This window comes from Danxiaibacter flavus (genome assembly GCF_041060425.1).
GTDB classification, from domain to species: domain Bacteria; phylum Bacteroidota; class Bacteroidia; order Chitinophagales; family Chitinophagaceae; genus Danxiaibacter; species Danxiaibacter flavus.
Genome location: NZ_JAULBC010000004.1, coordinates 282,556 through 302,890, shown reverse-complemented (window position 1 = coordinate 302,890; position 20,335 = coordinate 282,556). Strand labels below are relative to the sequence as shown.

Annotated in this window: 14 protein-coding genes; 9 read left to right on the top strand and 5 right to left on the bottom strand. The window is 41.2% G+C overall.

Annotated elements, in window-relative coordinates; genetic code table 11:
• Positions 1-391 precede the first annotated feature (391 nt).
• Positions 392-2,266 carry a DNA polymerase III subunit gamma/tau gene (locus QTN47_RS13965; protein ID WP_369330008.1) on the bottom strand — a complete coding sequence of 625 codons (1,875 nt, stop codon included), beginning with the start codon at positions 2,264-2,266 and terminating at the stop codon, positions 392-394.
• 234 nt (positions 2,267-2,500) lie between these two features.
• Here QTN47_RS13965 and QTN47_RS13960 point away from each other — a divergent pair, with 234 nt between their 5' ends.
• The gene (locus tag QTN47_RS13960; RefSeq protein ID WP_369330007.1) at positions 2,501-3,433 is read left to right on the top strand and encodes an NAD-dependent epimerase/dehydratase family protein; all 933 of its coding nucleotides are present in this window, start codon (positions 2,501-2,503) and stop codon (positions 3,431-3,433) included.
• A gap of 807 nt (positions 3,434-4,240) precedes the next feature.
• Here the strand turns inward: QTN47_RS13960 and QTN47_RS13955 are convergent.
• From QTN47_RS13955 to dnaB, 4 genes are all read right to left on the bottom strand, one after another.
• Positions 4,241-5,413 carry a hypothetical protein gene (locus QTN47_RS13955; protein ID WP_369330006.1) on the bottom strand — a complete coding sequence of 391 codons (1,173 nt, stop codon included), beginning with the start codon at positions 5,411-5,413 and terminating at the stop codon, positions 4,241-4,243.
• A 776-nt stretch (positions 5,414-6,189) separates the two neighbouring features.
• Entirely contained in the window at positions 6,190-7,797 is a 1,608-nt protein-coding gene (locus QTN47_RS13950; RefSeq protein ID WP_369330005.1) for a L,D-transpeptidase family protein, read from the bottom strand.
• 8 nt (positions 7,798-7,805) lie between these two features.
• Positions 7,806-8,507 (bottom strand): RsmE family RNA methyltransferase, encoded by a 702-nt coding sequence (locus QTN47_RS13945; RefSeq protein WP_369330004.1) that lies wholly within the window; start codon positions 8,505-8,507, stop codon positions 7,806-7,808.
• Between the two features lie 255 nt (positions 8,508-8,762).
• The gene (gene dnaB, locus QTN47_RS13940) at positions 8,763-10,370 is read right to left on the bottom strand and encodes a replicative DNA helicase (protein ID WP_369330003.1); all 1,608 of its coding nucleotides are present in this window, start codon (positions 10,368-10,370) and stop codon (positions 8,763-8,765) included.
• Positions 10,371-10,952: 582 nt separating this feature from the next.
• Here dnaB and QTN47_RS13935 point away from each other — a divergent pair.
• From QTN47_RS13935 to QTN47_RS13900, 8 genes are all read left to right on the top strand, one after another.
• Positions 10,953-12,791, top strand: a complete 1,839-nt coding sequence (locus QTN47_RS13935) for an ABC transporter ATP-binding protein (protein WP_369330002.1) — start codon at positions 10,953-10,955, stop codon at positions 12,789-12,791.
• Positions 12,792-13,053: 262 nt separating this feature from the next.
• Positions 13,054-14,166 carry a F0F1 ATP synthase subunit A gene (gene atpB / locus QTN47_RS13930; RefSeq protein WP_369330001.1) on the top strand — a complete coding sequence of 371 codons (1,113 nt, stop codon included), beginning with the start codon at positions 13,054-13,056 and terminating at the stop codon, positions 14,164-14,166.
• Between the two features lie 39 nt (positions 14,167-14,205).
• Positions 14,206-14,454, top strand: coding sequence for an ATP synthase F0 subunit C (gene atpE, locus QTN47_RS13925; protein ID WP_369330000.1), 249 nt, complete (start codon positions 14,206-14,208; stop codon positions 14,452-14,454).
• A gap of 176 nt (positions 14,455-14,630) precedes the next feature.
• Entirely contained in the window at positions 14,631-15,125 is a 495-nt protein-coding gene (gene atpF, locus QTN47_RS13920) for a F0F1 ATP synthase subunit B (protein ID WP_369329999.1), read from the top strand.
• 72 nt (positions 15,126-15,197) lie between these two features.
• Positions 15,198-15,761, top strand: a complete 564-nt coding sequence (atpH, locus tag QTN47_RS13915) for an ATP synthase F1 subunit delta (protein WP_369329998.1) — start codon at positions 15,198-15,200, stop codon at positions 15,759-15,761.
• 85 nt (positions 15,762-15,846) lie between these two features.
• Positions 15,847-17,424: a F0F1 ATP synthase subunit alpha gene (gene atpA / locus QTN47_RS13910; protein ID WP_369329997.1), complete on the top strand. Its 1,578-nt coding sequence runs from the start codon at positions 15,847-15,849 to the stop codon at positions 17,422-17,424.
• A 448-nt stretch (positions 17,425-17,872) separates the two neighbouring features.
• A complete protein-coding gene (locus QTN47_RS13905; protein WP_369329996.1) occupies positions 17,873-18,778 on the top strand; it encodes a hypothetical protein in 906 nt (301 codons plus the stop codon).
• 320 nt (positions 18,779-19,098) lie between these two features.
• Entirely contained in the window at positions 19,099-20,043 is a 945-nt protein-coding gene (locus QTN47_RS13900; protein WP_369329995.1) for a hypothetical protein, read from the top strand.
• Positions 20,044-20,335 lie beyond the last annotated feature (292 nt).

Here is a 20,335-nt window from a genome sequence, read left to right as displayed (position 1 = left end):
TGATAGAATTTATTTTTCGGTGGCAAACAATAGAACAAGGTCAGTTATTCCGTTGAAGCCTGCAATATGAATATTATTGCACGCATGATCCGTTCCTTTAATATGAGAGCGGATTTTTGCGCCGTGAAATTACAGTAAAAAGCGTAATTCAACCCATCTTATTATTTAAACTTATGTTTTGCGCTTAATCCTTAAGGTTCAGCGATAAATGTACAAGGCTAAAACCTCAAACGGCAAGCGAAAACGTTCGTTTTTCCGGCAATATTTCTATAAAATACGCCAAAATTTCCATTCCGGAAGTGTCATTGTAAAAAGCAGACCCAATTTAAAACAGCCAAAACCACTAATCAAGGTGGTTTTAGGCTTTCAGCTTTGAGCTTTATGCTCCCCGCTAATAATCCAATTCCAATCCCAGCCTGTTCTTCAATTCCATTACCCACGGATTTTTTTCTGCCATTCGCTCCAGTTTCTGGCGGCTGTTAAGCGTCAGGTGAACCGGAACTTCCTCTTTTTCCCCTTCTTCAATTTCCACTTTAAAGGTAATCCCCCTGTTGTTGAACGCAGTTTGAATTTCGTCTATAAGAATGGTTTTTTCTCCCTCAATAAACTTTTGCTGCGTTAACGCATAAACAGTTACTGAAAAAGAAACCGGGTCATCAATGCGGATCTTTGAAATACGGAAGGTGTTGGATGCAGAGTGTTTCTGCTGCGCTTCAAGTTTGTCAGCATAACCCATCCACACTTGAGTAAGCTTATTTATATCAAGATCTTCAGGTTCTTTGATTTCTTCGATGGTGTATTTATCGCCATACTTTTCACGAAGACCATCCAGCAAACTTCTTTTGGATTTGCTGCCACCCACACCCTGAGTCGCTGTGGAGGAAGCGTTAGGCCTTGCCGGGGCTGCCGGTTTTGGCGCTGCAGATGGTTGAACCGTTTTGGGCTGTTCAACCTGAGTTGTTTGAGGTGCAACTGAAGGTTCTATATATAGTTTTGCAGGTCCTGGAGTTGATGGTTGTGCAGCAGGAACGGCCGGGGCAGCGCCTGCTGTTTTATTTTGTAAAGATTGAATGTTCTTTGTTTTATAAACTACCGGTCCGTCAAGCCGTTTTTTTTTAACAACGCTACCATTTTCGGCTGCGAGTTCAATTGCCTGTTGCAGAAAATTGAGCTTGATGATGGTTAATTCCACATGCAGGCGTTTATTCCGGGCCATTTTGTAGTTGATCTCGGCCTCGTTCAAAATATTCAGCGCACTCACAAGGTAGGCAATGCCTGCTTTGGCGGCAGTAGACGTATATTTTTCCTGCATGCCTTCTACCACATCCAGCAACGCTGCGGCACGGGGATCTTTGCAAACAAGCAGGTTACGGATGAATTCGGCGAAGCCGTTCAATACAAGATCACCTTCAAATCCTTTACGGTTGATCTCATCATACAACAGCATGGCGCCTGCCATGTCCTGTTGCTGTAAACATTCCAATAGCCTGAAATAATAGTCGTGGTCAAGAATGTTCAGGTGCTCCAGTGTATTGTGGTAGGTAACCGTGCTGTTCGTAAAACTTACTATTTTGTCAAGTATACTTAGTGCGTCGCGCATACAGCCTTCGCTCTTCTGTGCAATAACCTGTAATGCCGCTTTTTCAGCATCAATATGTTCTTTGTTTACAATTTGCTGCAGGTGACCGACCGTATCGTTGCTGGTAATTCTCTTAAAATCGAAGATCTGGCAACGTGAAAGGATCGTGGGCAGGATCTTGTGTTTTTCAGTTGTAGCCAGGATAAAAATTGCATAGGATGGCGGTTCCTCCAGTGTTTTCAAAAATGCATTGAAGGCACTGGTACTAAGCATGTGAACCTCATCCACGATATACACTTTGTATTTTCCGGCCTGGGGTGCAAAGCGAACCTGCTCAACTAATGATCGTATATCATCCACGGAGTTGTTACTGGCAGCATCCAGTTCATGAATATTCAGTGAAATGCCGTCGTTAAAACTTTTGCAGGAATTGCATTCGTTGCAAGCTTCACCATCAGGCTGAAGATTTTCACAGTTGATGGTTTTGGCAAGTATACGTGCACAGGTAGTTTTACCAACACCTCTTGGACCACAGAATAAAAATGCATGTGCTAACTGGTTGTTTTTAATCGCATTTTTTAACGTTGTGGTAATATGTGACTGGCCTACTACAGTATCAAAAGTTTGCGGGCGGTACTTTCTTGCGGAAACAATAAACTTATCCATAGCGGCTTGCAAGATAAGCATGAGTTAGCAGTTTGCCGTTCATCTTACCAAAAATTTACAAACAGCCTGTGTGCAAAACATGGCTGATATTTTGCTATTGTAAATAAACCAAATGTGTAGAATAGAAATAAACTGTTTTTACAGGCAAAACATTGAGGACGGTTGATATAATTTTTTTTTAAGCGCAGGCATTATAAAAGCAATCTTTTTCCGCTTAGATTTAATACTGTTCTCACATTCAAATGGTGAGCATTTATGAAACTTCATACAATACTTGGCGCCGGAGGTTCGGTGGCGAATGAATTACTGGCCGTGCTGACCAGTCATCATGAAAATATCAGGCTGGTCTCAAGAAATGTTAAGCCGGTGGATGGTGTTGAAACGGTTCGCGCAGACATTACAGATTACAAACAAGCATTACAGGCGGTGGAGAATTCTTCAGTAGTTTATCTGCTCACAGGGTTAAAATATGATGTCAGGGTTTGGGCAGAAAAATGGCCGGTTATTATGACTAACGTGATAAACGCATGCAGGGAATCAGGTGCAAAGTTGATTTTTTTTGATAATGTATACATGTATGGCAAAGTTGATGGAGTGATGACAGAACAAACTCCTTTTAACCCGGTTAGCCGTAAAGGGGAGATCAGGGCGCTGATAGCCACGAAATTACTTGATGAAATTGCCAATAAAAACATAACCGCGCTTATTGCGAGGTCCGCTGATTTTTATGGTCCTGTCGGATTTAGTACAAGCGTTGCCAACTTGCTTGTGTTTAAGAATTTCAAGAAAAGAAAACATGCGCAATGGTTGGGCAATCCCAATGTTCCTCATTCGTTCACCTACGTGCCAGATGCTGCCCGGGCATTGTATATGCTGGCAAATAGTGAAGATGCATTCGGTCAAACATGGCACCTGCCCACGGCTCCGCATCCCTTAACGGGAGAAGAATTTATTCATCAGGCCGCCACGGCCATGCAGGCCGACAGTTCCTACAATAAATTATCCGGTTGGTTGGTTTGGATAGGAGGGCTGTTTGACCGGACGATCAAGGAATTGCAGGAAATGCTTTATCAAAACGAATATCCCTACATTTTCGATTCAACCAAGTTCGATACCGCCTTTCACTTCGAACCAACTTCTTATAAGAATGGCATTATTGAAACAGCAATCTGGACGCTGAGGCAGTGATGAGCTGTGAGCTGTCAGCTATCAGCTATGAGCTTTGGGTATCAGGTTTCAGGTATCAGGCGTAAGGCGTGAGGTAGGCGTAAAGATTGAGGTTTTGCGTTAAGAAAAAGGTTATTTCACGCTGACCGTACAGTTACTCTCGCAGCTGCACTTATGTATTCGTTAATCGAACTTCATATTTTATAATATATCGTACACCCTACATCAAACATCTAACATTCACTTACGCTGCTTCACCTGCGTACTTCGTACCTCGTAGTTCGTACTTAAACATCAGGCAGCGTACTAAATTTCCGGCTTTACCCTACATCGTACACCGTACATCAAACATCTAACATTCACTCACGCTGCTGCACCAACGTACTTCGTACCTCGTAGTTCGTACTTATCCTCGGGCGGCGTACTAAATTTCCGGCTTCACCCCACATCGTACACCGTACATCAAACATCTAACATTGACTCACGCTGCTGCACCTTCGTACTTCGTACTTAAAATCATCGGGCAGCGTACTAAATTTCCGGCTTTACCCTACATCGTACACCGTACATCAAACATCTAACATTCACTCACGCTGCTGCACCAACGTACTTCGTACCTCGTAGTTCGTACTTATCCTCGGGCGGCGTACTAAAATTCCGGCTTCAACCACATCGTACACCGTACATCAAACATCTAACATTTAATCGCGCTGCCGCACCCGCGTACTTCGTACCTCGTACTTCGTACTTAAAACACAAATCAGCAGACATAGGCTCCAGGTTTGTCCCACATCGTACATCTAACATCGAACACCGTACATCCAACATCTACTTGTATTCCATCACCGGATGTCTTTCAAATTCATATTTGTTATCAAAGATGTATCTGTATGTTACCATATGTCTGCTTTGGGTGCCGCCAAGGTTTTTGTAAATGTTCAACATCTTGGGGTTCCAGTCGCCGGCCCAGCCCATCTCGTACCTGTTGTACCAGCCTTTATTTTGAAGTATCAGCGCGCCTTCATATATCATAAATGAATCAATGCCGAGGGCCTGAAATTTGGGAACAACGCCAAAAGCCACGCCGGTAAATACCTTACAGGCGCCATTCTTTTTCATCCACAGTAAACGGAGCTTTTGTAATAACCCAAACTTGCCATTGAAGTGTTTAAAGTATTGGTTTAGATCGGGAATATTGATCCACATGGCAATCGGCTCTTCTTTATAATAGGCAAACATGATGACACGTTCGTCAATGATCGGCTTCATTTTTTTGAACAGCTTCATCGCCTGCTCTTCAGTTATTTCCTTCGCCTCGCCATGTTGTGCCCAGGCTGCATTATAAACTGTAGCAAATTCGCGCGCATGTTTTTCCAGCTGTTTCAGGTCAATATGTCTTGCCTGGTAATCTGGTTTTGCTTTAAACTTTGCATGGCGTTCAGGAAATCTCGGCGGCAACGGCGCGTCAACCTGCATCTCATAGTAATACTGGTCGTAATAATTCCTGAAGCCATATGTCTCAAACAATTGCTGGTAGTAAGGCGGATTGAAAGCCATGCCGTAAATGGGTTCCACATCAAATCCTTCAACCATCAATCCCCACCACTTATCGCGATCATTATAATTAACCGGACCATCCATCGCTTCCATGCCTTTGCTCTTTAGCCACGCTTTTGCAGTATCAAAAAGAAGTGTAGCAGCAGCTATATCGTTCACACAGTCAAAAAAGCCAACGCAGCCAGTGTTAAATTCTGTTCCCTTGTTTGTGTATTTACTATTGGTAAAGGCAGCAATACGGCCAAGAAGTTTGCCGTTGTCATCTTTTAGGATCCAACGTTTTGTTTCTCCGTATTTATAAGATTTATTTTTTTCAGGATCAAACGCATCATTTACTTCACTATCCAATGGTTGAATATAATTGGGGTTGCCTGCATTCATCAATACATTAACCTTATTGAACTCTTTTGCCGTCGCCGCATTGTTTACTTCAATCAAGTGCATTGTACTCATTTTACGAATATAAGGAAATGTACGATGTACGGTGTACGATTTTAGATGTGAGCCAGGCCGGAAGTTTCGTTTCCAGCCCGATGATTTTTAAGTACGAAGTAGGAGTTACGAAGTACGCAGGTGCAAGAGCGTGAGTGAATGTTAGATGTAAGGTGTACGATGTACGATGTGGTTAAAGCCGGGAAATTAGTACACTGCCCGATTATTTTTAAGTACGAGGTACGAGTTACGAAGTACGCAGGTGCGGCAGCGCGATTAAATGTCAGATGTATGATGTACGGTGTGCGATGTGGGTTGAAGCCGGGAATTTAGTACACTGCCCGATTATTTTTAAGTACGGAGTACGAGTTACGAAGTACGCAGGTGCGACAGGGCGATTAAATGTCAGATGTATGATGTACGGTGTACGATGTGGGTTGAAGCCGGGAGTTTAGTACACTGCCCGATTATTTTTAAGTACGAAGTACGAGTTACGAAGTACACAGGTGCGACAGCGCGATTAAATGTTAGATGTATGATGTACGGTGTACGATGTGGGTTGAAGCCGGAAATTAGTGCACTTCCCGATGATTTTTAAGTACGAAGTACGAGTTACGAAGTACATAGGTGCGGCAGCGTAAGTGAATGTTAGATGTACGATGTATGATGTACGGTGTATGGTGGACGATGTTTTAAGTGCGGAGTGACCCCTTACCTCAAACCTCAAACCTTACGCCTTACACCTGAAACCTGCCACCCAAAGCTCATAGCTGACAGCTCGCAGCTCCCTACCACTTCCTCACAAACAACTTGTCAGCCATTTTTGCATCGTGGCCGTAGATGTCTTTTCTAAAGTTCAGTTTGTTCTCCTGATCTATCCATGCAGTCAGGTAAACAATAAAAACAGGAACTGATTGTTGCAGCGTAACCCATTTTTCTTTATCCATATGCATGGCGCTGTCAATCTTCTGACTGGTCCAGGCCGTGTCGTTACGTAAAAGAAATTCTGCAAGTTTTACGGGGTTGCCAACGCGGATACAACCATGACTAAAACTTCTGTTGGAAGAATTGAAAAGATCGCGGTTGGGCGTATCATGCAGGTAGATATCATATGTATTTGGAAAAAGAAATTTGACTAATCCGAGGGAATTTGTTCCTCCGGGTTTTTGCCGAACAACCGGTAAGCCTGCATTATTGCCGGTTATTTCCATGTTGTGTTCCGCAATATAGTTGGGGTTCTTTTGAATACCGGGTACAATTTCGTTTTTCACAATGCTTGTAGGAACATTCCAGTAAGGGGAGAATACAATATACTTTAGGTTTCCGTTGAACACCACCGTTCCGTTGGCAGCTGTACCCACAATTACCCGCATACTAAAAGTTTGTTCACCATCCTGAAAAACGTGCAGCCTGTATTCAGGAATATTTACCACCATGTATATTGAATCTTTTTCTGCAGGCAGCCAGCGGACCCTTTCAAGATTGACAAGTATTTGTTGTATGCGTGTGTTTATGGGAACATTCAGTTCATCAATCACTTTTTGGCCGATAACACCATCAATCGTTAAACCCATTCTTTCCTGGAACCGTTTAACAGCAGTCAAGAAGCTTGTGTCAAAAACACCGGTAGTGTCGGGGTCTTCCAGATCGCCAAGTAAAAAAAGACGTTGCTGAATTTCTTTAACAAGTAAGGATGAGTCTCCCTTTTGAATTTTCTTTACGTTCATTGAAAGCGTATCTACCGGATATATTTTTCTTAGATCATAATATTTCTGCAGATAGGTTTGCAATTTGTTGTACTGACTATTTAACGGAACATTTACGGGGTTGCCTTTGTTGAGTATTGTAGAGTCGAGTATGGCAGTCAGGTCAACCTTTTTCCTGGGAATGAACCATCCCAATTCAGATACATCCATATCGCTTCCTTTATACATTTTGGCTGCATAAGTAAAGAACTGACCGGTGAAGGATAATTCAGCTTCAATCATCTGAGCCTTCGTTTTCGGATGAACTGTATCTGCAGTAAAAAGCGTGTATAGTTTTTCTATTGATTTATTGTACAGGCCGCTATCCTGCAATGTTTCAATCGCAGGACCCAACATGTTGTAAAAGTTTCTTGTTTGTTCAGCAATTCCGCTGCTGTCAAACCATGCGAACTCATAATTACGTTGCTTATAAAAATCCAGGTATTGAGCATGGAAAGAATCAAACTGGCCATGGGACAATAAAAAATTTTTAACAATATTGCTGTCAAGAAAGAGGTTATTGTAGGACGTTCTTATGTTGATCGTAGTATCCTGCACAACCGGCTTTTTCTTTTTCGGTTGTGTACTACATGCCATCCAAACACCCGTTGTAAATATCAGCAACGCAGCTAAAATTCTTTTACCGTTCATAGTAGTTCTTAATTGTTTATTAATAGGGTTACGGCTACTATTGCCGCTGTTTCCGTCCTTAACCTTGTGTTGCCTAAAGTTACAGGTATATAATTTCTTTGTTGCGCCAGCGCGATTTCTTCACTGGAGAAATCTCCCTCAGGACCAATCAGCATACACATGTCTTCACTTAATGAAAGATCTCTGATGTGTTCTTTTTTACCTTCTTCACAATGCGCAATTAATTGAGAAGAATGGTTCATTTGGTTCAACGCGTCTGCATATTTCAATGGTTCATGCATTACCGGAAGCCAAACCTGCTGGCTTTGAAGCATAGCTGCAATAAGAATGCCGTTTAGTCTGTCGTGCCGGAAGTGCTGCCTTTCTGTTCTCTTACACAATAGTGGGTAAATTTCTGTAACACCAATTTCGGTAGCCTTTTCAAGAAACCATTCAAAGCGGCTTGCATTTTTAAGAAGAGATATGCCGACGCATAGTTTTTTTTGTGGCGGAGGTTCTACAAGCATTTCCTGAATGGCTACTGTAGTATGCTTTTTATCGGCATGTGTTATAACAGCTGTGTATGCATTGCCTTTACCGTCTGTTAATTTTAAACCTTCCTGTTCCCGCATTCGCAGCACCTGAATGCAATGCTTACTGGTTTCTTCACTTAAAGTAAATGTGTGATTGGAGACTTGTATTGATGGTTCGTAAAAGTAGGGTAATGCCATTTAGCCGTAATTCATATTATCTGTGCAAAAATATCTACAGAAAGTAAGAAAGTCAAAAATCAAAATTCAAAAGTTAAAATTCAAAGGCTAAGATTAGGGGTGTGAGGTTTAAGATAAATAGCTGAGTACTTATGACAAAAGAAAACCTCTCCGGGGTTATGGAGAGGTTTCTTATGGAAATATAAAACTTAGTCTAAAAAGTTAGCAGCACGTATTAAGAATGCCAGCTCATAGCTGATAGCTCAAAGCTCACAGCTAAAACGGTGCATCACTTTCAAATCCTTCATCAAAATCGCCACTGTTCATGCGGCTGCCTTTCTGAATAAAAAATCTTCCGCCACCATCATTGTCATCTCCCTGGGTACCTCCGCTGGGAGGAAGTGCAGGCCCGCTTCCAATTGGTTTCCAGCTTCCTCCTCCTGCTCCTCCGCCGCCCATTCCAGGTAAGCCGCCTTCATCCCACTCCTCAAATTTTTGAATGTGCAGCATTGCACGGAGTTTGATGGTTTCGAGCGAACCATTACGGTGCTTGGCTATACGCACGTGTGTTTCACCCTTTGTACTTTCACCCATTTCATTACTCATGTTTTCGTAGTACTCAGGGCGGTAAATGAACATAACCATATCCGCATCCTGCTCAATCGCACCAGATTCACGTAAGTCACTCAACTGAGGCATCTTACTTTCTTTACGTGTTTCAACGGCACGGCTTAACTGGCTCAGTGCAATGATTGGGATATTTAATTCTTTCGCCAATTGTTTTAACGTACGGGAAATAGTACTGATCTCCTGCTCACGGCTACCTGCTTTATCGCTACCACTCATCAATTGAAGATAGTCGATGATGATGAAGCCTACGTTATGTTTATTTACAAGTCTTCTTGCTTTAGCACGGAACTCAAAGATGTTCAAAGCGGCTGTATCATCAATGAACAGCGGCGCAGTTTCAAGTCTCGCAATACCCTTTTTCTGCAATTGCTGATATTCATATTCCTCCAGCTTACCACGCGCGATCTTTTCCATCATGATCTCACTCTCCGCAGAAAGAATACGTTGTACAAGCTGTGACGCACCCATCTCAAGAGAGAAGAAGCCAACCGGAGTAGGTCTTGTACTATTCATTGCAGCATTACGGGCCAGGTTTAATGCAAAGGCTGTTTTACCCACGGCAGGTCTCGCAGCTAGGATAATAAGATCCGTTGGCTGCCATCCATAGGTAACTCTGTCGAGCGTAGGGAAACCACTTGGAACACCGGAAATATCTTCGGTTTTTTTACGAAGCTCATCAATACGGTTTAACGTTTTAGCCAGAACAGTACCCATGTCCTGGTAATCCTTCTTCAGGTAGTTGTTGGTGATGTTGAACATTTTTGATTCAGCATCATCCAGCAGGTCAAATACGTCGGTGCTGTCTTCATAAGCATCGCCAATAATTTCTCCGCTTATTCTGATCAGCTCACGCTGAATAAATTTTTGCAGAACTATCCTGGCATGCGCTTCAATATTGGCAGTAGAAACAACTGCGTTGGTCAGGCGCGTTACATAGTACGGGCCACCAACCATTTCCAGTTCTTCTTTTGATTTGAGTTCTTCTACTACAGTAAGAATATCAATCGGCATGCTTTTTTGCGCAAGCGATTGAAAGCAGCGAAAAATCCGTTGATTGGCATCAACGTAGAAACACTCCGGCCTTATAATCTCCACCACCGTGTCAAACGCACTTTTTTCCAGCATTATCGCACCGAGCACAGCTTCCTCCAGTTCTTTGGCCTGGGGTGGAATTTTGCCATACATCATCGTGCTAACATCAATCGAGGGCTTTCGTCCCTTCTTCCTATCTTTATTCAAATTCGCAATGTCCATCACAAAAAATTCAACAGGTTAGTAAACTTATTTGTTCACCAATCCTCTCAGGGTTACCCATCTGCCAGTGTTAAGAAAATATTACCGCAACGTTTCCGAAATGTTATCCCATTGAGAAAGGACGGCGAATATAACAGCTACTTTTTTGTTGTAGAAAATTTTTCTCAATTAATATTCAGCTATTTCATTTCACAATTAATGCACTTTTTGTTAAGGCCGTTTCCACATTCGTCCCTGGTTATTCAACAAAAAAGCTGGCTTTATACACAATTTAGAAAAGTTTTCACGGATTATTGCACATCGGTTTGTGAAGAAAGAATTTTTTAAAAAAATTGCCCATTCCCCTCAATTTGCGTAAATAGAAAGAAGTTGAAATATTGTTATATGTTTTTAAATTCAAAAGTAAAAAGTCAAAAATCAAAATCTCTTTATGGAGCCTGAGACACCGTTTTTGGGCCTTAAGAAATATTTGGGTGGTGCATTAAAGCTTTTGAATTTTGACTTTTTACTTTTGACTTGACACTGATCAACCCGGTTATAAGCTTTAAGCTCTCAGCTTTTCACTATTTTTGCATCTACATCATGAGCGGAGAAGTAAAAAAGAGGATTTTCGATTTTTCAGTACTTAAAAGAGTATTCCAGTTTGTAAAGCCTTACCGGTTAGCATTTTACAGCAGTGTGGCTATGGCAATTCTGCTGGCTGCTTTCACACCTGTAAGGCCATATCTTATTCAATTAACGGTTGACAAAGCATCGGGAAAGCATTTTAATATTCCTTCATGGCTTGATTTTCTGTTGTTAAAAGGCGATTATAGTGATGCTACCCAATTCATCATTGCCGTAACAGTTTTCCAGGTTTTTTTCCTGCTTATTGAAACTATTGTTCGCTTTCTTTTTTCATTTGTAACAGCCTGGCTTGGGCAATCTGTAGTAAAAGATTTGCGGGTGACGGTGTTTAAAAAAATACTGGGGCTTAATCTGCGTCAGTTCGATAATACACCTATAGGAACTTTAACTACCAGAACGATCAATGACATTGAAAGTATTAATGACATTTTTTCTGACGGGCTATTGCCGATCATTGCAGATATGCTTTCAATCATTGTAACGCTGGTGGTAATGTTTTACACCGATTGGAGGCTCACATTGATCAGCCTTATACCATTTCCTTTAATGCTTATTGCAACGTATTATTTTAAAGAAAGCGTAAACAAAAGCTTTATTAAAGTACGTAATGCAGTTGCTGCGCTGAACGCTTTTGTACAGGAACATTTGACCGGAATGCATGTTATTCAGGCGTTTGCGGCAGAGGAAAGGGAGTTCAATAAATTTAAAAAGATCAACCGCGATCACCGCAACGCGAATATCAAAGCCATTTTTGCGTATTCAATTTTCTTTCCTGTAGTGGAAGTGGTATTGGCTTTCAGCACCGGTTTGCTGGTATGGTGGCTGGCAGGAAAGGCGCTGAACTACCCGCTGGATATGAGTCTTGCGGGCAAGCTTACTGCATTTATTTTGTATCTGAACCTTATTTTCCGGCCCCTCAGGATGATCGCTGATAAATTCAATGTGCTTCAAATGGGAATGATTGCGGCTGAAAGAGTATTCAAAGTACTGGATAATGAGGACTATATTCAGAAGCAAGGCACATACGCTCCTGCATCTATAAAAGGTGCTATTGAGTTTGATGATGTTTCTTTTGCTTATGTTGATGATAAATATGTTTTAAAAGACATCAACTTCCAGGTTAAACCAGGAGAGGTAGTGGCGCTGGTTGGCCACACCGGAAGTGGCAAAACTTCTATCATCAGTCTGCTCAACAGATTATATCATATTCAAAAAGGTGAGATCAGGGTTGACGGTGTAAACATTGAAACGTATAACACGGATGTATTACGAAGCAGCATTGGTGTGGTGCTGCAGGACGTTTTTCTGTTTTCAGGTTCTATACTCGATAATATAACCTTACGAAATACACAGATAAGTAAAGAAAAAGTGATCGAAGCCGCAAAGCTCATCGGCGTTCATGAATTTATCATGAGCCTGCCCGGCGGCTACAGTTTTAATGTGATGGAAAGAGGCAATACCTTAAGTCTTGGTCAGCGTCAGCTTATTTCTTTTATCCGTGCATTGCTATACAATCCATCAATTTTAATTCTGGATGAAGCTACCTCGTCAATAGATACTGAAAGCGAAATGCTGATCCAGGAAGCTATTGAAAAGTTGATTTCAGACAGGACATCAATTGTAATTGCGCACCGGTTGTCTACGATCCGGAAAGCAGATAAAATTATCGTGCTGGATAAGGGCGTGATAAAAGAGATTGGCAATCACGAGGAATTACTCGCACTCGGCGGCTTTTACAGCAAATTGCATAACATGCAGTTCGAAAAAGAGAAAGGATCGATCCTGGCGAAATAGCCGGGAATGTCGCTGAATCTGGTGTAAACAGCCACTCAATGCGGGATTTTCTTCTTATTACTATTATTAATAGGTTTCTTTACGGTTATTATAAAATTTAATAATCTGGTGTTCCGGTTTGCCGAATCATGACCAGATGACACCGAATTTTGGAAATTCCCGCATAAAGCTCCTTTTAAGGCTAAATATTTTCGAATTTCCCGGCTTATACTATGCAATTCAGCGCTGTCACCCTTATCTTTGCGCAAAATTTCACCAAGATATGGCTTCTAAAAGCTTGAAACTCTTACTGGCATTGACTTTCGGCGTATTTTTGACCTTTGGCACCAAAAGCCTGTACGCGCAGGAGAATCCTGCACACACAGAAGGCGAGCACGCTGAGGCTGAGTTTAATGCCGGAGAAACCATTATTCACCACGTATTAGATTCGCATGAGTTCCATTTTTTTGATATGGGTGATTTCCATGCGACTATTCCTTTGCCGATAATTGTTTATTCTCCTGAAAGAGGCTTATCTGTTTTTTCATCTTCAAAATTTGAGCATGGCCATGCGGCATATGAAGGCTACAAGTTGGAAGAAAACAAGATCGTTGCAGTTAATGCAGACGGATCTGTAAATGAAGAAGCTAAAGTGTACGATTTCTCCCTGACCAAAAATGTGGTTCAGATGTTTATAGGCGTGATTCTTTTATTGATCATCATGCTGAACGTTGCAAAAAAATACAAGGTACGCGGTGCAGACAGTGCTCCCACAGGATTTCAGAATGCTATTGAACCCGTGATCACTTTTGTGAGAGATGATGTAGCCAAGCCAAACCTGTATGGCAAGCATGACAAATATTTGCCTTACCTGTTAACGGTATTCTTCTTTATCCTGATTAACAGTATCATCGGTTTGATTCCAGGTTCAGCGAACGTAACAGGAAACATCGCTTTTACCGGCATTCTGGCTGTCGTGTCACTGATCATTATCTTAATCAGCACTAACGGTCACTTCTGGGGACACATCTTCTGGCCTCCCGGTGTTCCTTTCCTTGTAAAGCTGATTCTTATTCCCGTTGAATTATTGAGTATATTTATTAAGCCTGCAGCGTTGATGATACGTCTTTTCGCGAATATGACCGCGGGCCACATTGTAATTCTGAGCTTCGTATCATTGATATTTATCTTCGGTCAAATGTCAACTGTTGCGGGCTGGGGCTTTACACCGGTGTCTATTGCTTTCTCCGTATTCATTTATCTGATCGAAATATTGGTTGCCTTTATCCAGGCATTCATATTTACGAATCTGACGGCGGTATTTATCGGCCAATCGTTTGAAGCGGGACATGCACACGACGAGCATGGACATCATAATGAAGAAATTTTTTTATAAACATATTTTGAACTCTTTTTTAATTCAAAAACACACAGTATGTCTTTAATGAACATTTTATTGGAAGCGGGTACTGCTCAGTTGGGTGGTGCGATTGGTGCCGGTTTGGCTGCAATTGGCGCAGGTATCGGTATCGGTCAGATCGGTAAAGGTGCGGTAGAATCTATCGCTCGTCAGCCGGAAGCTGCTAACGATATCCGTGGTAACATGATCCTGACTGCTGCGTTCATTGAGGGTGTTGCCCTTTTCGCAGTTATCGCAGGTCTGTTGGCGGTATTGGCTAAGTAGTCCGCAAAAATGATTACTGCATCTAAAGCACAGGGCGGAGGATGCAGTATTTCTTAATTGGAAATTTGAAATTAGAAATTTGAAATGATTAGTTTGGATCTTGCTTCAGCAAATCTCAAATCTCAAATTTCAAATCTGGAATTTCAAATCTTAAATTTCAAATATCAAATCCATATATGGAACTTTTATTACCTGGTTTAGGAATTATGGTTTGGACGCTCGTAGCGTTCGTCATTGTATTGCTTATCTTAAAGAAGTTTGCCTGGAAGCCGATTTTAAAAAGCTTGAAGGACAGGGAAACCAACATTGCAGAGTCAATTGCTACTGCCAAAAAAGTAAAAGCTGAAATGGCTCAGTTGCAAAGCGACAACGAAGCATTGCTGGTTAAAGCCCGTGAAGAAAGAGCTACACTGATTAAAGAAGCTAAAGAATCTGCTGATAAAATGATTGCTGAGGCGAAAGCCAGGGCTCAGAGTGAATACAACAAGATCGTAGACGAGGCACGTGTGGCCATAGACCAACAGAAAAATGCTGCAATGGCTGATGTAAAGAACCAGGTAGGTAACCTGGTTGTTGAAGTTGCAGAAAAAGTGTTGAGAAAAGAATTATCGAATAAAGCAGAGCAGGAAAATTACATTAAGCAATTAGCCGGAGAAGTAAAATTGAATTAAAATGCGGATTTGAAGCGGTGTAATGATTGTTGATCACTATATTCACTTCAGGTCTTCAAAGAAAAATATAAGATGCCTAATCCACGTTTAGCCGCAAGATATGCAAAGAGCCTCATCGACCTCGCCTTAGAACAAGGCAAGCTGGAAGAGGTTTATCGAGACATGCAGCTGTTTTCGTCAATTCGTAAAACCAACAGGGATCTTGTACTGGTTTTGCGTAGCCCTATCGTTAATCCCGATAAGAAAAATGCGATAATAGAGGCTGTTACAAAAGGCAGGATTGAGAATGTTACAGCTCAGTTTATCAAACTTCTGGTTAACAAAGGCCGTGAGACCAATCTGCCTGAAATGATAGATGCTTTTATTGATCAGTACAATGTGATCAAAGGAATTAATCGTGTTAAGCTGACTACTGCTACAGCGGTTGGTGAGAATGTTATAAACGACATTGTAAATAAAGTAAAAGCTGAAACAGGCTACACCAATATTGATCTGGAAACAGTTGTAGATCCTAAATTGATAGGAGGGTTCATACTCGATTATAACAATAACAGGATTGATGCATCTGTTTTACGCGATCTGCAGGATATTAAAAAGCAGTTTTCAGAAAACACATTTGTAAGCAATATCAGGTAATAAATCAGCCGAAAGGCTTTATCTATAAGAAACAATAAATTGGTGAACTTCCCCGCAAGAGCGGGGGCAAATAATAAAAAATAATATGGTTGACATTAAGCCGGATGAAATATCAGCGATATTAAGGCAACAACTGAGTAGCTACGATGCCACCGCAAACCTGGAAGAGATTGGTACAATTCTCCAGATAGGTGACGGTATTGCCCGTGTTTACGGATTGAATAATGTTCGCGCAGGTGAGCTTGTTGAATTTGAAACCGGAGTTAAAGCCATTGCTCTTAACCTTGAAGAAGACAATGTGGGTGTGGTATTAATGGGTGAAGGTACAGGTATTAAAGAAGGAGACTCAGTTCGCCGTACTGGCGAGATCGCCTCTATCAAAGTGGGCGATGGCCTTATGGGACGTGTTATTAATACCCTTGGTACACCAATTGACGGTAAAGGACCTATTACAGGCGATCTTTACGAAATGCCCCTGGAACGTAAAGCTCCGGGTGTAATCTTTCGTGAGCCGGTAAAAGAACCGTTACAGACAGGTATTAAAGCGATCGATGCAATGATTCCTATTGGACGTGGACAACGTGAGTTGATCATCGGTGACCGTCAGACTGGTAAAACTGCTATCGCTATCGATACCATCATCAACCAGAAAGAATTTTTTGATGCAGGTAAACCTGTATATTGTATATACGTTGCAATTGGTCAGAAAGCTTCTACCATTGCAGGTATCATGAAAACTTTACAGGATGCCGGCGCTATGGCTTATACAACTATCGTTGCGGCTTCTGCAAGCGATCCTGCTCCTCAGCAGTTCTACGCTCCATTTGCTGGCGCTGCGATTGGTGAATTCTTCCGTGATACCGGTCGTGCGGCATTGATCATTTATGATGATCTTTCTAAACAGGCTGTAGCTTACCGTGAAGTTTCCCTTCTGTTAAGAAGACCTCCGGGACGTGAAGCTTATCCTGGTGACGTATTCTATCTGCACTCCCGTTTACTGGAACGTGCGGCTAAAGTAATCGCCAATGATGCTGTTGCTAAAAACATGAACGATCTTCCTGATTCAATTAAGCACCTGGTAAAAGGAGGTGGTAGCTTAACAGCTTTACCAATGATTGAAACACAGGCTGGTGACGTATCTGCATATATTCCTACAAACGTTATCTCTATTACAGACGGTCAGATCTTCCTTGAAGGTAACCTGTTCAACGCGGGTATCCGCCCTGCGATCAACGTGGGTATCTCTGTAAGCCGTGTAGGTGGTAACGCCCAGATCAAATCAATGAAAAAAGTTGCCGGTACATTGAAACTTGACCAGGCGCTTTATCGTGAAATGGAAGCCTTCTCTAAATTTGGTGGTGACCTGGATGCTGCTACTAAACTTGTACTGGATAAAGGTGCACGTAACGTGGAAATTCTGAAACAACCTCAGTACACTCCATTTGCTGTTGAAAAACAGGTAGCGATCATTTACTTAGGTACTCAGGGTCTTCTTCGTGAAGTTGCGGTTAAAAACGTAAAAGCATTCGAAGATCATTTCTTAACTGAAATGCAGAACAAATATCCGGATGTTCTTGCTGAATTTAAGAAGGGTAATTTGCCTGATGCTGGTATCGCCAAAATGGTTGAGCTGGCGAAAAGCATTATTCCTCAGTACAAATAACTGAAGTACTTTTCATAATATAAAAGCGGCTTTTAAAGCCGCTTTTTTTTATGCGGTAAATGATTTTTGTAATGAAAATTGTACTAACTTGATAGCAGATGTTCTGCTACGCCGAAACGCTTGTCCTTGCTGCCTTATGAGCAGTTTCTCCTAAAAAATGACATTCATCGCAACGCTGCAACATTAATATCGTTCTTACAACTTCCCAATATTAATTGTTGAAAATTACTCCCGGAAGTGTGCAGCAAATTACTCTTTGATAGTGCCTATTGTTGGTAAACTGATCCCATTTTCCCTGGTTCTTAAATGGCCGGCTTTTTGCACCATTATATAGCACTATTAAGACTGAATAGCAACTTAAACTATGCTTCTTTGTGTAGTATGAACCCGGTTGTTTGAACGTTTATTTAATCGTTAAATCCTTTATTGTTTAATTAAATCGCTGCGTATGAAAAAAGTTTTACCACACGTGATTGCAGTAAGCCTGATTGTTCTTTTTGCCGCTTGTTCAAAGAACATGGACGTAGTTTCTCATAACAACTCCGATGAGAAGGTGAAGACCGCTTCTGCTGATAGCAGTTATGCCGGTTATATTATTAAAACGATTGTTGATAACAGTAGTTATTACAAGCGCGCATCTATAGCTTATAACCCTTCCTGGAACCCAACCAAGATAACATTGAAAAATAGTGCCTCAGGATATCCGCATTCATATTTTACCTATTCCGATGATACAAAGCTACTCAACTATATTACGGGGTTTGATAACGGCGCATTCGAACTATGGCATAAATATGTTTATATCGGAAGTGTTATAGCAAGAGATTCTCTTTTCTTTTTTGGAATGAGAACTAAGCAGGGACCAATAGATTATATATATGTTGATATTATTGATTATACATATGATGCAAGCGGTAGGGTGAGTAGGACTGCGCGAACATGGAAAGATGACGATGGCTTTTCACATACTGACATAACACTTTATCCATATGATGCGAACGGCAACCTGATATCGGGAGCCCGTTATGATCATATGATAAATCTGCATCGTGTAAATAAGATCTGGATGTTCATTGCTTGTGACTACAGTAAAAACAATCCATTTACCGCAGAAGTTTATACTCCACAGGGCTTACCCCAAAAGTTGGTTTCTGCTTCACTTGCACGCGGCCGGCAGGCCAATGATAATGCGGGTTTTGATAAAGCATTACTTCACCGTTCCTATATTGTTGGAAAACCCCTGGGATACGGACTGAATCATGCGCAGAAATCTTCAACCACACTTCCATATTTATTTATCGGTTCGATGTATCTGACTCCCGGAACAGAGATAGAATATCTGCCAAAGCAATAAACAAATTTTAATAGAAGCATTTCTGTATTGATCAGTGTGATCAACGCAGTTGCATCGATATTTAACTAAGCCTGTTTAGGTTGGGAAGTAATTTTTGTGTTAACCGGAAGACTTCTGAAAGTAAGCTTCCGGTTATCTCTGTTTGTGGCACCTCTTCATCCGAAAGTAGCGTCCGGGAAGAGTTTCGAATAAGTTATCAGATTAAAATTTCCAGCCTGTCTTGCAATTTCAAATTAGCTGCTGTAATTTACTCGTGATTTTTTTGGCTCCACTTCTCTTTTCACACTAATCAATAATCTGAAACCTTTAAAATTTTAACTATGAATCCCAGATCACTGAGGTATTTGTTGCCTGTACTTTTGTTGATTGGTTTTGCTTCATGCAAAAAAATTATTGAACACGGATCAGACGACGAAACCTGTTCTGATTGTTCGGCCTTATACAGCTCTGAGAAGAAGATTAAGTCCATTCAGGTAAAAGACTCTGACATCGTTACCAATCAGTATTTTCTTTTTTATACTAATGGGTTATTAGATAGCATTTCGCATGAACAATTAACAGGAAAAACGCTGGCTTACGATTATTCCATAAAGGTACTGTACTCAGAAAACAGTTGTATCCCCAGCGGTTACAAATACTTAACTGACAATTCTTATGAAAGGCCAACAGTGGATGCCAGTTTCCTGGTGGATAGTAATGTGATTGTCCGGAAGAGTATATACAGGCCAATCTCAGGCTACTACAGCGGAGACAGTTCATCAACGTTTGGTTACGATTATTATCCGAACGGCCTTTTAAAGACACGTGATTTCCATTACTTAGGTGATCAGTTTCCTGAAATACAGACAACAACTGATTATTCAACGGACAAGAATATTTCGGCGGTTACAGTTATTGGAGATTATACTATGCAAATAAGATTAAGCGAATTTGACGCAAAGGCGAATCCGTTTAGTTTCCAGAATAATATTCTCTATTATCTTTCCGTGCAGCCTTATAATGTATTCCCGAACAGGTATGAGGTGATGGGCAATGGCAAATTCTATCCGCAATATTTTCCATTCGATAATGTTACGCTGTCCAGGAATAACCTTGGTTTACTTGTGTATGATAATAACTACGTTTATTATGATGAATATACATTTAAGTATACCTACAATGCTGACGGATATGCAAATAACATCACCATTTTTACTAACATCCGGAACAATGAAGACGTAAACAATTATAAAAAGGCGGAGGAGATTAATCTTACTTATTACTAGTTAAGAAGTATCAGTCGATGGCCACGCATGATTGTTTTTTCGGAAACTACCTTTGACTTTCCGGAAGTATCTGTTTCCCGTTGCGGGAAAAGTTGGTAATCTATATCTCATGTTCATTTTACATCGGGGCTGATAACACTTTTTATTTATTAATCTATAACAAATCTCATGTTAGGCCTGGGACAGGTTTTTTATTTTCGATGCCCGACAAATCGGACTACCCGGATTAGTAATCATCAATCAAAAATAATCCGGCTGTTGATTATTAGACTTGACGGAAGCTTTTAAAGAC

Excerpts from the sequence above, each read along its gene's own strand:
- QTN47_RS13965 (WP_369330008.1), bottom strand. The coding sequence starts at position 2,266 with ATGCTTATCTTGCAAGCCGCTATGGATAAGTTTATTGTTTCCGCAAGA.
- dnaB (WP_369330003.1), bottom strand. The coding sequence starts at position 10,370 with ATGGACATTGCGAATTTGAATAAAGATAGGAAGAAGGGACGAAAGCCC.
- QTN47_RS13905 (WP_369329996.1), top strand. The coding sequence starts at position 17,873 with ATGAAAAAAGTTTTACCACACGTGATTGCAGTAAGCCTGATTGTTCTT.
- atpE (WP_369330000.1), top strand. The coding sequence starts at position 14,206 with ATGTCTTTAATGAACATTTTATTGGAAGCGGGTACTGCTCAGTTGGGT.
- QTN47_RS13935 (WP_369330002.1), top strand. The coding sequence starts at position 10,953 with ATGAGCGGAGAAGTAAAAAAGAGGATTTTCGATTTTTCAGTACTTAAA.
- QTN47_RS13945 (WP_369330004.1), bottom strand. The coding sequence starts at position 8,507 with ATGGCATTACCCTACTTTTACGAACCATCAATACAAGTCTCCAATCAC.
- atpA (WP_369329997.1), top strand. The coding sequence starts at position 15,847 with ATGGTTGACATTAAGCCGGATGAAATATCAGCGATATTAAGGCAACAA.
- atpH (WP_369329998.1), top strand. The coding sequence starts at position 15,198 with ATGCCTAATCCACGTTTAGCCGCAAGATATGCAAAGAGCCTCATCGAC.
- atpF (WP_369329999.1), top strand. The coding sequence starts at position 14,631 with ATGGAACTTTTATTACCTGGTTTAGGAATTATGGTTTGGACGCTCGTA.
- QTN47_RS13900 (WP_369329995.1), top strand. The coding sequence starts at position 19,099 with ATGAATCCCAGATCACTGAGGTATTTGTTGCCTGTACTTTTGTTGATT.
- QTN47_RS13955 (WP_369330006.1), bottom strand. The coding sequence starts at position 5,413 with ATGCACTTGATTGAAGTAAACAATGCGGCGACGGCAAAAGAGTTCAAT.
- QTN47_RS13960 (WP_369330007.1), top strand. The coding sequence starts at position 2,501 with ATGAAACTTCATACAATACTTGGCGCCGGAGGTTCGGTGGCGAATGAA.
- QTN47_RS13950 (WP_369330005.1), bottom strand. The coding sequence starts at position 7,797 with ATGAACGGTAAAAGAATTTTAGCTGCGTTGCTGATATTTACAACGGGT.
- atpB (WP_369330001.1), top strand. The coding sequence starts at position 13,054 with ATGGCTTCTAAAAGCTTGAAACTCTTACTGGCATTGACTTTCGGCGTA.